The 13,675-nt window shown below is 60.7% G+C and carries 9 protein-coding genes and 1 pseudogene; 5 read left to right on the top strand and 5 right to left on the bottom strand.

Annotated features, from left to right (window positions below; genetic code table 11):
- Positions 1–12: 12 nt before the first annotated feature.
- From C2L64_RS35030 to C2L64_RS35050, 5 genes are all read left to right on the top strand, one after another.
- Positions 13–1,269, top strand: a complete 1,257-nt coding sequence (locus tag C2L64_RS35030; RefSeq protein WP_007584668.1) for an aromatic ring-hydroxylating oxygenase subunit alpha — start codon at positions 13–15, stop codon at positions 1,267–1,269.
- A gap of 14 nt (positions 1,270–1,283) precedes the next feature.
- Complete coding sequence (locus C2L64_RS35035; RefSeq protein WP_007584669.1) at positions 1,284–2,423, top strand: hybrid-cluster NAD(P)-dependent oxidoreductase; 1,140 nt, start codon at positions 1,284–1,286, stop codon at positions 2,421–2,423.
- A gap of 18 nt (positions 2,424–2,441) precedes the next feature.
- Positions 2,442–3,665 carry a M24 family metallopeptidase gene (locus tag C2L64_RS35040; protein WP_007584670.1) on the top strand — a complete coding sequence of 408 codons (1,224 nt, stop codon included), beginning with the start codon at positions 2,442–2,444 and terminating at the stop codon, positions 3,663–3,665.
- A 410-nt stretch (positions 3,666–4,075) separates the two neighbouring features.
- Positions 4,076–4,699, top strand: coding sequence for a VOC family protein (locus C2L64_RS35045; RefSeq protein WP_007584671.1), 624 nt, complete (start codon positions 4,076–4,078; stop codon positions 4,697–4,699).
- Positions 4,700–4,981: 282 nt separating this feature from the next.
- Positions 4,982–5,857, top strand: a complete 876-nt coding sequence (locus C2L64_RS35050; protein WP_039900832.1) for a LysR substrate-binding domain-containing protein — start codon at positions 4,982–4,984, stop codon at positions 5,855–5,857.
- Positions 5,858–5,875: 18 nt separating this feature from the next.
- On the opposite strand, the pseudogene C2L64_RS35055 reads toward C2L64_RS35050, so the two are convergent.
- The 5 genes and pseudogenes from C2L64_RS35055 to C2L64_RS35080 form a co-directional block, all read right to left on the bottom strand.
- Positions 5,876–6,786, bottom strand: a pseudogene (locus C2L64_RS35055) (LysR substrate-binding domain-containing protein).
- 125 nt (positions 6,787–6,911) lie between these two features.
- On the bottom strand, positions 6,912–7,859 hold the full coding sequence (locus C2L64_RS35060) for an SDR family oxidoreductase (RefSeq protein ID WP_236674338.1): 948 nt from the start codon (positions 7,857–7,859) through the stop codon (positions 6,912–6,914).
- Between the two features lie 735 nt (positions 7,860–8,594).
- A complete protein-coding gene (locus tag C2L64_RS35070) occupies positions 8,595–8,942 on the bottom strand; it encodes a copper-binding protein (RefSeq protein WP_007584674.1) in 348 nt (115 codons plus the stop codon).
- The gene (locus C2L64_RS35075) at positions 8,939–12,148 is read right to left on the bottom strand and encodes an efflux RND transporter permease subunit (protein WP_007584675.1); all 3,210 of its coding nucleotides are present in this window, start codon (positions 12,146–12,148) and stop codon (positions 8,939–8,941) included. Before C2L64_RS35075 ends, C2L64_RS35070 begins: the two co-directional genes overlap by 4 nt.
- Complete coding sequence (locus C2L64_RS35080) at positions 12,145–13,671, bottom strand: efflux RND transporter periplasmic adaptor subunit (protein WP_007584676.1); 1,527 nt, start codon at positions 13,669–13,671, stop codon at positions 12,145–12,147. The genes C2L64_RS35075 and C2L64_RS35080 overlap by 4 nt, the downstream gene beginning before the upstream one ends.
- Positions 13,672–13,675 lie beyond the last annotated feature (4 nt).

Here is a 13,675-nt window from a genome sequence, read left to right on the forward strand (position 1 = left end):
TTGGAGAAGACGATGTCCGAAGTGTCATTCAAAACCCATGGCGAATTGATCCGCAGCCGTCAGTCCGGTCACGGCATGCCTGGCGAGTTGTTCGGCCGTCAGGACGTGTTCGAGACGGACGTCGAGGTCTTTTTTCACAGGCACTGGATTCTCGTCGGCGTGACAGCGGACGTTCCCGAACCGGGCGACGTTTCCGTCGTCGATATCGGCAAGGCGTCGATCATGATCGTGCGGGATGACGATGAAAACGTCCGCACCTACCGGAACGTCTGTCGCCATCGCGGCGCGCGCCTGAAGGAGGCGGGGAAGTCGACGGTGGGCATGCTGGTCTGTCCTTACCACCAGTGGACCTATGACCTCGAAGGCAGCCTGCGCCACGCATCGCATATGGGCAAGGATTTCGATGCCACGTGTCGCAGCCTGATCCCGGTGCATACGAAAATTGTCGGCACGCATATCTTCGTGTGCCTCACCGCGGAGCCGCCCGAAGACATCGCGAAACTCGAACAAACCATGGTGCCGCGTTTCGCTCCGTATGACCTGCGGAATACGAAGATTGCTTTCGAGCAGGAGATCATCGAAGAAGGCAACTGGAAACTCGTGATGGAAAACAACCGCGAGTGTTATCACTGCGCGGCCACGCATCCCGAACTGACGGCCTCGTTTCTTCCTGAAGACTTCGGCTTTTGCCCGGACAATCTGACGGAAGAATCGCTGCGCGCGCTGGACGAATACAAATCGCGCAACGCGGCGTGTCAGGCAAGCTGGGAGCGGGACGGTTTTATCAGTGCCGCCTTCGAGCGGCTCGACGAGGATGCCGTCACCCAGTTCAGAACGCAGCAACTGGTCATTGCGGGCAACGGCGAATCGCAAACGCTCAGCACCAAAGTGGCGAGTACCAGGCTGTTAGGCAATCTGCAGCGCCGCGATCTCGGCGATATGCACCTCTGGACGCACAACTCATGGACCCATGTGATGAGCGACCACGCGGTGATCAGCTACATCATTCCGCTAGCGCCGGACAAGACGCTGGTGCGGTCGAAATGGCTCGTTCATGCCGATGCAGTGGAAGGCGTCGATTACAAGGTGTCGGACCTGACCGAAGTGTGGGTCGCGACCAACACGCAAGACAAGCACCTCGTCGAAATCACGCATGAGGGCACGCAGGATCCGGCCTACACGCCGGGCACGTTCTCGCCGTTCACCGAAACCTACGTGGACCAGTTCTCGCGCTGGTATGCAGCGCGTTTGAGCGCGCACGGCATCTGAGCGAGGTCACTGTCATGAATTCTGTCGAAAGGGTATTCGACCCGGCGCCCGATGCAGCGGACCGGTTCACTGATGCCAGCACGTGGGAGTCCGGCGGCAGGCTCTGGCCGAGCAACGAGCGGCAGGTGCTGACGTGCTGCCGCGTGGTGGACGAAACGCATGATGTGAAGAGCTTCGAGTTCCGCGCGGGCGACGGTTTGCCCGTGCGCTTCGAGCCCGGGCAATTCCTGACGGTGTCGGCGAATGTGAAGGGGCAACCCGTCGAGCGCTGCTACACGATCTCGTCGCCGCCGACGCGTCCCTGGCTGCTGTCCATTACGGTCAAGCGGGTTCCGGGCGGCGTCATGTCCAACTGGCTTCACGACAATATGAAGCCGGGGAACCAGTTGCAGGCGTACGGGCCTTCCGGCACCTTCACGCCGACGAGTACTTGCGCGGTGAAGTCACTGTATCTGTCGGCGGGTTCGGGTGTGACGCCGTTGATGTCGATGACGCGCGCCAGCATCGACCTTGGCCTCGACCGCGATATCGCGTTCGTGCACAGCGCGAGAACGCCCGCCGATATCGTCTTTCGCGACGAGTTGCGCAGGCTCGCGAAGCTGTCGCCGCGTCTTCGGCTGTTCTTCGTATGCGAAGGCGTCGGCGATGAACTCGACTGGACGGGGGAGACAGGCAGGCTCAGTCTCGCGCTTCTTGCAAAGTGGATTCCCGATTACACCGAGCGCGAGGTGTTCACTTGCGGGCCGGCAGGCTATATGGACGCGGCGAGGGAGATTCTCCGCGAAGGCGGTCACGATCCGGCGCGCTACCACCAGGAAAGTTTCGACATCGCGTCCGATGTCGTCGTGCAGGCGCCGGCGTCACGTCCGTCCGAGAGCGCTGTGAGCCAGGAAACGTACACGGTCAAGCTGTCCCGCTCGGCGAGGTCGTTCACGATGACCGCGACGGAAACGGTGCTCGCCGCAGCGAAAAAGGCCGGCGTGCCGATCCCATCGTCGTGCAGCCAGGGCGTATGCGGAACCTGCAAGACGAAGCTGCTTGAAGGTAGCGTCGATATGCAACACAACGGCGGGATTCGTGACCGGGAAGTCGTCAAGGGCTTCAGGCTTTTATGTTGCAGCCGTCCGACGTCCGATCTGGTGCTGGAACTTTGACACGTTTGGAGCGAGCGCATGGCTGAATGCGAGGTCATCGACGCGCTTGTCGATTCGACGAGAACGAACCACACGCTGCACGATGTCAGGGCGTACCGCCTGGCGCGCGTGCAGGAGCAGCTAAGAAAGGCCAACTGTCCCGCGATATTGCTCTATGACCCGGTGAATATCCGCTACGCCACGGATACGTCGAACATGCAGATATGGACGGGGCGAAACCCGTCGCGGTATGTGATGGTATTCGCCGATGGCCGCGTCATCGGTTGGGAGTTTCATAGCTGTGAGCATGTGTGGAAAGGGCTGAGCCTGAACGTCGAGTTGCGTCATGCAATCGGCTGGACCTTCTTCAACGCGGGGCACGATGCGGAACGCCGTGCGAAGGTTTGGAGCGCGGAAATCATCGATGTGTTGCGCACACATGCGCCGAACGAATCGCGTCTTGCGGTCGACCGGCTCGATCCATTCGGTGCGGCTTGCCTTGTCGAAAGCGGCGTGACGCTGCTGGACGGGCAAGCGATGATGGAGCTGGCGCGGAGCATCAAGTCGCTGGATGAACAGGTGCTGATGCGCGAGTCGATCCGTGCGTGCGAGAAGGGCATCGAGCGCATGCATCACGAGCTTCGGCCGGGCATTACCGAGCAGGATCTTTGGGCGCATCTTCACTATGAAAATATCCGCCACGGAGGCGAGTGGATCGAAACGCGCCTTCTGTCTTCGGGTGACCGGACCAATCCGTGGATGCAGGAATGCTCTGCGCGTGTGCTGCAGCATGGGGAATTGCTGGCGTTCGACACCGATATGGTCGGGCCGAATGGCTACTGCGCGGATATCTCCCGGACGTGGACAGTCGGCCACACTCGACCGTCGGACGAGCAGCGCAAACTCTATGAAACCGCTTATTCGCAGGTTCATTTCAACATGAGTCTGCTGCGTGCGGGGATGACATTCCGTGAGTTCTCCGAGAAAGCGTGGAAGATCCCCGATGCGTATCTGAAGAACCGATATAGCTGCATTGCGCACGGCATCGGCATGGTGGACGAATATCCGTCCATTGCGCATCAGGTCGATTGGGACGGCGGTGGCTACGACGGCCAGTTCGAAGCCGGCATGACGCTCTGCGTCGAGAGCTATATCGGCGCGGATGGCGGCAGCGAGGGTGTGAAACTCGAACAGCAGGTCGTGCTCACGGAGCACGGTTGCGAGCCGCTCACATCATGCGGATTTGAAACGGGCTGGCTGTAGACTCGTTGCGCCCCAGCTGTCGATGGAAGGCGGGTTCCGTCTGCGCCGCGGCGAGAGGCGGGAAGGCGCTTGTCTGCACGATTGTGCTAATGACGATATGTTTAAGCTGCGGAGGCGTGAATGTGTTGCATAACAACAGAGGGTTTTCACCGGAAATTCTCTTGACGAATCTGGATGTCTTTCACAGACTTTGAATGAGGCGCAGCGATCCGTGGCGATCCCGCTTGTACGAAGATTCGGTCGGTCAATCGGTGCTGGCGCTGCTTGCCAATCAGGTGCGCAAGCCGCTGCAGCCCTGAGCCAGCACCCGACCGCTATCCCGTCCACTCGATCCGGCCGTCTGCTTCCCCCGCTGTAGCTTGCCTGTTTGCATTTGCCCCCTTGGATTGGCCAATCGTGAGGAGCTAGACATGAGCAATGGACAGAGAACGGTCGACATGAAACTGGAGGTTGTCGTCATTCCCGTGGCGGACGTCGACCGCGCGAAGCAGTTTTACACGCAGTTGGGTTGGAGGCTCGACATCGATCTCGTGAAAGACGATCAGTTTCGGGTCGTGCACTTCACGCCGCCAGGCTCGCATTGCTCGGTCCTGTTTGGCAAGGGTGTGACGACGGAAGAACCCGGCTCAGTGCAGGGACTTCACCTCATCGTGTCGGACGTGGAGGCCGCGCACGCGGAGCTTGTGGAGCGGGGCGTCGAGGTGAGCGAAGTCTTCCACGATGTCGGCGGCGTATTCCATCATGCTGGTGAAGAAGGGCGTTTGAGCGGCCCGCATCCGTCGCGCGCCACCTATGGTTCGTTCGCATCGTTCAGCGACCCCGACGGAAATGGCTGGGTTTTCCAGGAAGTGACGTCACGGCTCCCCGGCCGGGTGGAGGCGGGCGACACGACATTCGGTTCGTCCAAGGAACTTGCGGGCGCGCTTCGCCGCGCTGCCGCCGCGCACGGCGAACACGAGAAAACGACCGGTCAGCACGATGAAAACTGGCCTGACTGGTACGCCGAATTCATCGTCCGCGAGCAGGCCGGCTAGCAAGTTGCCGGGCTGAGCGTTTGCGGTGAAGTCGCCGGAACAGAACGATCACTGCGTGCATTCCGGTAGGCCGGGGCCGTCGAGGTTCCGGCTACCTTCATCGCGCCGTGTTGCACTATGATTATCATAGTGATATTCTTGCGGGATCAATCGTCGCGTACGGATTGCGTGCGGCTCTCCCATTGCATGCCACCTCTGCGCGCTGCGCATCACTGATGCAGGCCTTTCCTCAGCGCGGATAGCCGCGTCCATTCGCGACGACGTGTGCCTTTTGGTGGATAGATGCCTCGCGCTTTGGATCTGGATCTTCTCAACACGCTTGTTGTCGTCGCAGACTCCGGCAGTCTGTCAGCGGCAGCGTCTCGCTTGTACCGGTCTCACTCTGCGGTTGGCGAGCGGTTGCGAAAACTCGAACAGGTATGCGGTCTGTCACTGATGGTCCGCGGAAAGATGGGTGCGAGCCTCACACCCGCTGGCGAACGATTGGTCGTGCATGCGCGCAAGATTCTGGCACTCAGCGATGCCGCCTTGCGAGACCTGCACGACGCAGAATCAAGCAGAGAGTTGCGACTCGCAGTCACCGACTATTTTCGCCCTCATGCCTTGCCGGGTATTTTCGAGCGGATAGGCGCGCAATTTCCGCAGTTGCGGCTTCGTGTGGCGCTTCGAAACAGCGCGTTGATAGAGGAGCAGACGCATACGGGCACTTTCGATATTGGGTTGTCGATGAGGGTGCTGCACGATGAATATTCTTTGGATGTCGCGCCGGGCGAGCGCCGAATGCTGGGCTGCGAGCCTATGCACTGGGTTGCGGACAAGTCTTTTGTTTTACCGGACGGCGTTCCGCTTCCCCTGATTGTGTTGCCCGAAACCTGTTCGTTGCAGCGATTTGTCATACGGATGCTGGATGAGCATCGCATTGCGTATTCGATTGCGCATTCGGCGACGAATATCGGTGGATTGCATTTGGCGCTGGCGGCGGGACTCGGCGTCGCTTGTCTGAATGCTTCTGCGATTCCATCGACGGCTGCGCCTTTCGAACACCACATGCAGTTGCCGCAATTGCCGGAAGCCGAGTTCAGCCTGGTACCGCCACGTTGCGGCGAGCCGTCGTTTGTATCGGGTGTCAGGGAGATCCTCGCTGAGCATTTGAGCTAGTTCGTTGCCGACGCTCATTCACCGCGATCCAATTTCAGCCAGTAGCCATTCTCTGAACGCCACGACGGGCGCTGAGTTTTCGCTTTCCTTTCGGAACACCAGATAGTAGGCAAGTTCGCAGCCTTGAATCTCGTGGAAAGGCCGCACCAGTCGTCCCTCGGCGAGGTCTCGTTCGACGAGCGTGGTTCTGCCGAGTGCAACGCCATTTCCCGAGATGGCCGTCTGGATCGCTGCAGCCGAATCATTGAGCTGCAACCCGCGATCGCAATCGACGGTCTTTCCATATCCGGCTTTCTGGAGCCACGAACGCCATGTCGGAAACACGCCAAAGCTGGTCATCGAGATGTCATGGATCAATGATGTCGAAGGTCTCCAGGGTCCTTCAAAGCGTGTCTTCCTTTCAGGAGCGCGGGACTGCACACCGGGAAAAACTCGTCTCGGAGCAGAAACATCGAGACCAGATTCGGCCACGCTCCAGCGCCGTAGCGGATGCCCGTGTCAACCCGGTCGGCGGTGAAATCAACCAGATGCCGGCTCGTGTCGATTCGAAGGTCGTAGTACGGATGCTGCTTCTGGAACGACTCGAGGCGCCACAGCAGCCATTTGTCCGCGAAAGCAGGCGGGACGGTCACGGTGAAGATGATGCGCGACTTGCTCGCCCTGAGTCGCTCGACTGCCGTCGAGAGCAGATCGAAGCCGCCTTGCAGATCAGGCAGCGCGGACCGCGCGGCGTCGGTCAAGGTCAGGCGCGACGGACCCGATGTCGACCGATGAAACAGCTCGACGTCGAGATAACTTTCCAATGCACGAATCAGCTGACCGACGGCGGCAGGCGTCACGTTCAACTCAGCGGCTGCCGCCGGATAGCTCAAGTGACGCGCAACCGCTTCGAAGGCGCGCAGGGCATTCAGATTGTTCGGAGCTCGCATTTTCAGAGACAGAAGATTGGCGTCTTGCCGATTTTGGCGGCGAGCCCGGCAGCGGTCAAATGAGGCACTGGCAATCGTCGCCGGCGAAATCGCAATACGGTTCCGCCGGCGTCTCAACTGACAATCTAGATTTGCGACAGACCACCGTCGACGACCACTTCCGTTCCCGTGACAAACGACGAGTCGTCGCTCGCGAGGAAAAGCGCTGCCTTTGCGACTTCGGCCACCGTGCCGAAGCGCTTGAGCGGCACTGCTGCGGTGAGCGCCTCCCCCGTCTTTTGCAAGTCGGCATCCGGGATACCCAGCTTGGTTGCGAAAGGCGTGTCGATCGGACCGGGGCTGACGGCGTTGATGCGAATTCCACGCGGCGCGAGTTCCGCGCCTAGTGAGCGAACCAGCGAGCGTACAGCGGCCTTCGTTGCGGACAGAATCGAGAGACCCGGTGTGCCGACGGCGTTGAGAAACGATGTCGTCACGACGATGCTGGCGCCATTGCTCAGATAGGGCGCTGCCTTTTGAATCGTGAAGAAGAGGCCATTGAAATTCAGCCCGAACTGCTCGTCGATCTGTTCACGCGTCACGGCTTCGAGGGGTGCGGCCTTGCCTGCGCCAGCGTTCGCGTACACCACGTCGATGCGGCCGTGTGTTTCGACTACTTCTGCGATGGCGCGGTCGATTTGCGATGGGTCTCGGAGGTCGGCGCGGAGTGCTGTGATCCCTTCGCCGAGGGCTTGTTCTGCTTCTTTCAGGCGTTGTGCATTTGAACCGATAATGATGACCTTGGCGCCTTCGTTGCGGAAGAGTTTGGCTGCTTCCAGGCCAATTCCCGACGTGCCGCCCGTTACCAATGCGATCTTGTTTGCAAGCTTCATGATGTGCTCCAGTTCGGTGTTCGGTTTGAGAGACCTGAGATCTGAAATCTGTTCGCGTCTCGGTGACTGAACTATCGGCGCTGGCGCGCTTGGCGACAAATGAGAAGATCTTTGGGGGTGGGATAGAAAAACTATCTGAAGTCTGGGATGGTGTTTTTTCGCGGCGCGGGCGGATTGGTGTTTTGGTCTTTGTGCTGGCATCCGTGTTTGGCCTTTGCGCTGGCATCCGCGATTTGCCTTCGTGCTTCAAGCGTCGCCCCTGTGCGGGGCGGCACCTACTTTTCTTTGCCGCCGCAAAGAAAAGTAGGCAATAGAAAGCGGCTCACACCGCCAATTCCTGTTATTACCCACGGGCCCCCAACGTCCCAACGCATCACACGGCAGCGTATTTGTTCGCGTGCATTGCCAACGCTTCGAATAAACGCCTCACCTACTTCAAATACCCGCACAAGGGCTAGCGGCAGCAGATGGTATGTGCCGCCCAGGTGGCAAACTGTGTGTAGGTTGTCGCGTCGTATAGCCTGGCGCTCTTACAGGGTGGAACGGGTGCGCTATCGGTCCGAAGTGAGGCGTGAGGAGCACAAGGGGCCTACACACAGTTTGCCACCTGGGCGGCAGTGGAATAGCCGGCACGGCGTGCTGTAGTACGGGAGCGTGAAGCGGGTGAGGCGCACCGCAAGAGCGCTGGCAACGAACGTGGGTCACGTGGTTGCCGTGTGAAGCGTAAGAACCTTTGGGGGCCCTCAGGCAAGAACAAGAATTAGCGGTGTTAGCCGCTTTCTTTTGCCTACTTTTCTTTGCGGCGGCAAAGAAAAGTAGGTGCCGCCCCGCACAGGGGCGACGCCTGAAGCACGAAGGCATAACGCGGATGCCAGCACAAGAACAGAAAACCCAAACAGCGTGCGCAGCACCCACTACTACCAACCCTTCACCACCTCAAGACCGCTTCTCCATCTTCACGATGGTCAACCTACCATTGACGCTTTCGACCCGAACCTTGACCTTATCGCCCTCGTGCACTTGCTTGACCATCGCAGCGTCCTTCGCCTTGAACGCCATCGTCATCGGCGGCATGCCAACATTTTCCAGCGCTCCGTGCTTCAGCGTCACCATGCCAGTCTCCGGGTCCACCTTCTTGACCTCCGCATCGGTGAGTGCCGTCTTCGGCGACATCTTCGAGGCCGACGGCGCGGACATCTTCATGCCGGCCATATCGTCACCGGCAAAGGCCGGAGCAACAAAAACAGCTGCAAGCACAGCAGACGCAACAATCCGTTTTTTCATCGAGTTTCTCCAGTTTCGGTAGAGGGCACTGTCGTGCCGGAAGGGACTACGTTGAGGAACCGCTCATGGCTCACATGTCTCGCGCGACGGCGCTGCAACAGATACCAGGCGGCGGGGATAACAAACATCGACAGCAGCGGTGCGGTGACCATGCCGCCCACCATCGGCGCGGCAATGCGCTGCATCACCTCCGACCCGGCGCCATGTCCAATCATGATGGGGATGAGACCCGCAAGCACCACCGCGACCGTCATTGCCTTGGGCCGGACACGTAGCACCGCGCCCTCGCGAATCGCATCGAGTAGCAAAGCCTCGGTGAACTGTTCGCCATCTTCCAGCCTGCGGTTAAGTGCGCCTTTCAGGTACAGCAGCATCACGACACCGAATTCGGCCGCGACGCCCGCGAGGGCGATGAAGCCGACCGACGTGGCAACCGATACCGCATGCCCCAGCACCCAGATAAGCCAGAAGCCGCCGACCAGCGCAAACGGCACCGTCGACATCAACAGCAACGCATCGGCCGCCGAGTTGAAAGTCAGGAACAGCAGCACGAAGATGACGACGAGCGTCACCGGAATGACCGTGCGCAACTTCGCCGCCGCGCGCTCCAGGTACTCGAACTGACCTGACCACGCAATTGCGTACCCTGGCGGCAACACAACCTTCTCCGCGACAGCACGCTGCATCGCTTTCACGGCCGACTGCAGGTCCGTATTGCGGATGTCGACGTAAACGAAGCCGGAAAGCCGCGCATTCTCGCTGCGAATCGACGGCGGCCCGTCGGCAATGGCGATATGCGCAACATCGCCGAGCTGGATTTGCGCGCCCCGGTCCGTGATGACGGGCAGTTGCCGCAACTTCTCAAGCGAGTCCCGGACCTCGCGCGGATAGCGGATGTTGATGGGGAAGCGCTCACGGCCGGCAATGACCTCGCCGACGTTTTCACCACCCACCGCCGACGAGACGACCGACTGGATGTCCGCCACCGAAAGGCCATAGCGCGCGGCCGCAAGCCGGTCGATATCGACGTCGATGTACCGGCCGCCATTCAACCGCTCGGCGAGCGCAGAGGTGACCCCCGGCACATTCTTCACCGCCGCTTCGACCTGCGCCGCGACCCGGTCGATTTGCGTCAGGTCGGGGCCCGAAATCTTGACGCCGACGGGCGTCTTGATACCCGTCGACAGCATGTCGATACGGTTGCGGATAGGCGGAACCCATACATTCGACAGACCCGGCACCTTCACCGTCCGGTCCAGTTCATCGACAAGTTTTTCCGGCGTCATGCCGGGTCGCCACTCGTTACGGGGCTTGAACTGAATCGTCGTCTCGAACATCTCGAGACCCGGCGCGGGATCGGTGGCGGTGTCGGCGCGTCCCGATTTGCCGAACACGGTCGCCACCTCCGGCACGGTCTTGATGAGCCGGTCGGTCTGCTGCAGCAGTTCACTCGCTTTCTCGGCCGAAATGCTCGGCAGCGCGGTCGGCATGTACAGCAGGTCGCCCTCATCGAGTGGCGGCAGGAACTCTCCACCAAGACGCGAAACCGGGATTACGGTCGCAGCCAGTGCGACCACGGCGACACCGATCGCAAGCCATGGGTGTCGAAGCGTTGCCTCGAGCAGCGGTCTGTACAGTCGAATCAGTACGCGGTTGATGGGGTTGACATTTTCATGCGGAATGCGGCCCCGGATGAGGTAGCCCATCAGGACGGGCACGAGCGTCACGGACAGCCCGGCTGCGGCCGCAATTGTGTACGTCTTCGTGTACGCCAGCGGCGAGACGAGCTTGCCTTCCTGTCCTTCCAGCGAAAACACGGGAATAAAGGACAGCGTGATGATGAGCAGCGAGAAGAACAGCGCGGGCCCGACCTCGGCAGCCGATGTTGCAATCAGTTCCCAGCGCTGCGCGGCAGTAATCGATGTGTCCAGATGCTCGTGCTCGAACGCCTCCAGGTGCTTGTGCGCGTTCTCTATCATCACGATGGCCGCGTCGATCATCGCGCCAATAGCAATCGCAATGCCGCCGAGCGACATCAGGTTCGCATTGATGCCCTGATAGCGCATCACGATGAAGGCAGCGAGCACACCGAGCGGCAGCGACAGGATGGCCACGAACGCGCTGCGCAGATGAAACAGGAAGACCGCGCAGACCAGCGCGACCACAATGAACTCCTCGATGAGTTTGTCCTTGAGGTTGTCCACCGCGCGGTCGATGAGTTGCGAGCGGTCGTAGGTCGTGACGACCTCGACGCCGGGCGGCAGCGAACGCTTCAGGTCAGCGAGCTTTGCTTTCACCGCCTCGATGGTCGTCAGCGCGTTCTTGCCCGAACGCATGACGATGACGCCGCCCGCGACCTCACCCTGACCATTCAGTTCAGCAATGCCACGGCGCGTCTCGGGTCCAATCTGGATGCGCGCCACATCGCCGAGCAGCACGGGCGTCCCCGCATCGTTCGTGCGCAGCACGACGTGGCGGAAGTCATCCAGTGAATGAAGGTAGCCTGAAGAGCGCACCACGTATTCAGACTCGGCGAGTTCGACGACGGAGCCACCTGATTCCTGGTTGGCCTTGCGCAGCGCGTCGGCCACCATAGTCTGCGTGATGCCGTATGCACGCAGCTTGTCAGGGTCGAGCACCACCTGGTACTGGCGCACCATGCCGCCTATTGACGCCACTTCGGACACGTCCGGCACCGACTTCAGCTCGAACTTCAGGAACCAGTCGTTTAGCGCGCGCAGTTGCCCAAGGTCATGCCTCGCGGTCCTGTCGACGAGAGCGTACTCGTACACCCAGCCCACGCCGGTTGCATCCGGGCCAAGCGAAACGGTCGCCCCCGGCGGCAGGCGACCTTGCACCTGATTCAGGTACTCGAGCACGCGCGAGCGTGCCCAATACTGGTCGGTCTTGTCGTCGAACAGCACATAGACGAACGCGTCGCCGAACGCCGAATAGGCGCGGATGGCTTTTGCACCCGGCACGCCGAGCAACGTCGTGGTGAGCGGATAGGTCACCTGATCCTCGATGACCTGCGGCGCCTTGCCCGGGTATGAAGCCTTGATGATGACCTGCGTATCGGACAGGTCGGGCAGCGCATCGAGCGGCGTCTGGGTCACAGAATAGATGCCCCACGCCGTCACGAGCATCGTCGCGAGCAGGACCAGGAACCGGTTGTGAATGGACCAGCGGATGAGGCGCGCAATCATTGGGCACCTCCGGCGTGTTCGACCTTCTGCAACTGGTAGCCATCACCGGACTGGCTGAAGACGAAATGCACCGTCTGGCCTGCCTTCACATCCGGAAATGCAGTGGGCGCCGGCTTGCTGAAAGACATCGTCATTGCAGGCCAGTTCAGGGCCGGAACTGGCTGATGCGAGAACGTGATGTCTTGCGGTGTGACCTTTTCGACCTTGCCGGTAGTCTCGTACGTTTGCGCCGCCGCCGAAGCGGATGCCGGCGCTGACGCGCCTGAACTCACCCCTGCGCCACCTTCCAGTCGTGGCAGGACCGATTTCAGGCTGGCTTCCGAATCAATCAGGAACTGGCCAGAGGCGACGACCTGTTCGCCGTCGCTCAATCCGCTCAACACCTCGGTCTCGTTGCCGACATCGTTGCCAACAGTGACCGTAACGGGCTGCAGGCGGCCATCCTTGTTTCTCGCGATGACGACAGAGCGCTTGCCCGTCGTGATGACTGCCTCGGACGGAACGAGCAGACGCGAGACGGTCTTTTGTCCGCCGACGCGCACACGCATCAACATACCGGGCGTGAGCTTCAGCGCGGTGTTGTCGATTTCGAGGCGCGCCTGCAGTGTGCGGCTGCTGGCGCTAATGCCCGGCAGGATTTCGCGGATCTGCCCGTTGAAGTGTTGCGCCGGGTTGCCGGAGAACGTGGCATCGACGCTCATGCCGGGTTGAACACTCAACGCAAGTGACTCGGGAATTTCAACGATGAGCCAGAGCTTCGAGAGACCGGCTACCTTGGCAAGCGTCTGGCCAGGCGTAACCTGTGCGCCGTCTCGCACGTTCAGTTCGCTCACGACGCCCGTTTCTGGCGACGACAGAACGACATGTGTCTGAACCTTTCCGGTCCGGTCGAGGGCCGCGATTACGCCGTCTGGAATCGACAGCGCACGCATCCGCGCGCGCGACGCTTCCAGCAGGCCAATGTCCATGCCGCCGCGCCTGAGCGACAGATATTCTTCCTGCGGTGCGAGCCAGTCGGGTACGAACAGGGACGCCATCGGCGCTCCCTTGCGTATTCGCTGCATAGGAGCACTGGCGTACAAATGGTCGATGTATCCCGTTACGCGTGACTGCACGACGTCCGCCTGGGACTCGTCGAACTGGGTGGTGCCGACGGCGTCGAAGCTTTCCGACGTCTCCTGGCGGCGAACGGTCGCGTAGCGGATCCCCAGATTCTGCTGGAGGCCCGGGTCGATGCGAATGCCTGTCGATCCGCCTCCTTCGTCAGCGTAGACCGGCTCCAGCTGCATCTCCATGAAGGGAGACTTGCCCGGCTTGTCGAAGTGCTGGGCCGGGACCATCGGGTCGTGCCAATACAGTACCTTGCGACCCGTCTTCGGGTCGACGTTGCCGCTGGACGTGGCGGTGCCGGTCGCGCCTGCTCCCTCTGACGCCGGACGACGCGTGCCGGCAACGTAGCCGGTAGCGAGCAGGGCCGCCGCAAACATCATCAGGGCCGCACGTGCCAGTTGTTTCTTTTGCATGTTG

The sequence above is a fragment of the Paraburkholderia hospita genome, assembly GCF_002902965.1.
Taxonomy (GTDB): domain Bacteria; phylum Pseudomonadota; class Gammaproteobacteria; order Burkholderiales; family Burkholderiaceae; genus Paraburkholderia; species Paraburkholderia hospita.

What these genes read in the sequence shown, in the direction of transcription:
- C2L64_RS35050 (WP_039900832.1), top strand. Translation starts at nt 4,982, where the DNA reads ATGCCTCGCGCTTTGGATCTGGATCTTCTCAACACGCTTGTTGTCGTC.
- C2L64_RS35075 (WP_007584675.1), bottom strand. Translation starts at nt 12,148, where the DNA reads ATGATTGCGCGCCTCATCCGCTGGTCCATTCACAACCGGTTCCTGGTC.
- C2L64_RS35040 (WP_007584670.1), top strand. Translation starts at nt 2,442, where the DNA reads ATGGCTGAATGCGAGGTCATCGACGCGCTTGTCGATTCGACGAGAACG.
- C2L64_RS35030 (WP_007584668.1), top strand. Translation starts at nt 13, where the DNA reads ATGTCCGAAGTGTCATTCAAAACCCATGGCGAATTGATCCGCAGCCGT.
- C2L64_RS35035 (WP_007584669.1), top strand. Translation starts at nt 1,284, where the DNA reads ATGAATTCTGTCGAAAGGGTATTCGACCCGGCGCCCGATGCAGCGGAC.
- C2L64_RS35070 (WP_007584674.1), bottom strand. Translation starts at nt 8,942, where the DNA reads ATGAAAAAACGGATTGTTGCGTCTGCTGTGCTTGCAGCTGTTTTTGTT.
- C2L64_RS35060 (WP_236674338.1), bottom strand. Translation starts at nt 7,859, where the DNA reads ATGCCAGCACAAAGACCAAAACACCAATCCGCCCGCGCCGCGAAAAAA.
- C2L64_RS35045 (WP_007584671.1), top strand. Translation starts at nt 4,076, where the DNA reads ATGAGCAATGGACAGAGAACGGTCGACATGAAACTGGAGGTTGTCGTC.
- C2L64_RS35080 (WP_007584676.1), bottom strand. Translation starts at nt 13,671, where the DNA reads ATGCAAAAGAAACAACTGGCACGTGCGGCCCTGATGATGTTTGCGGCG.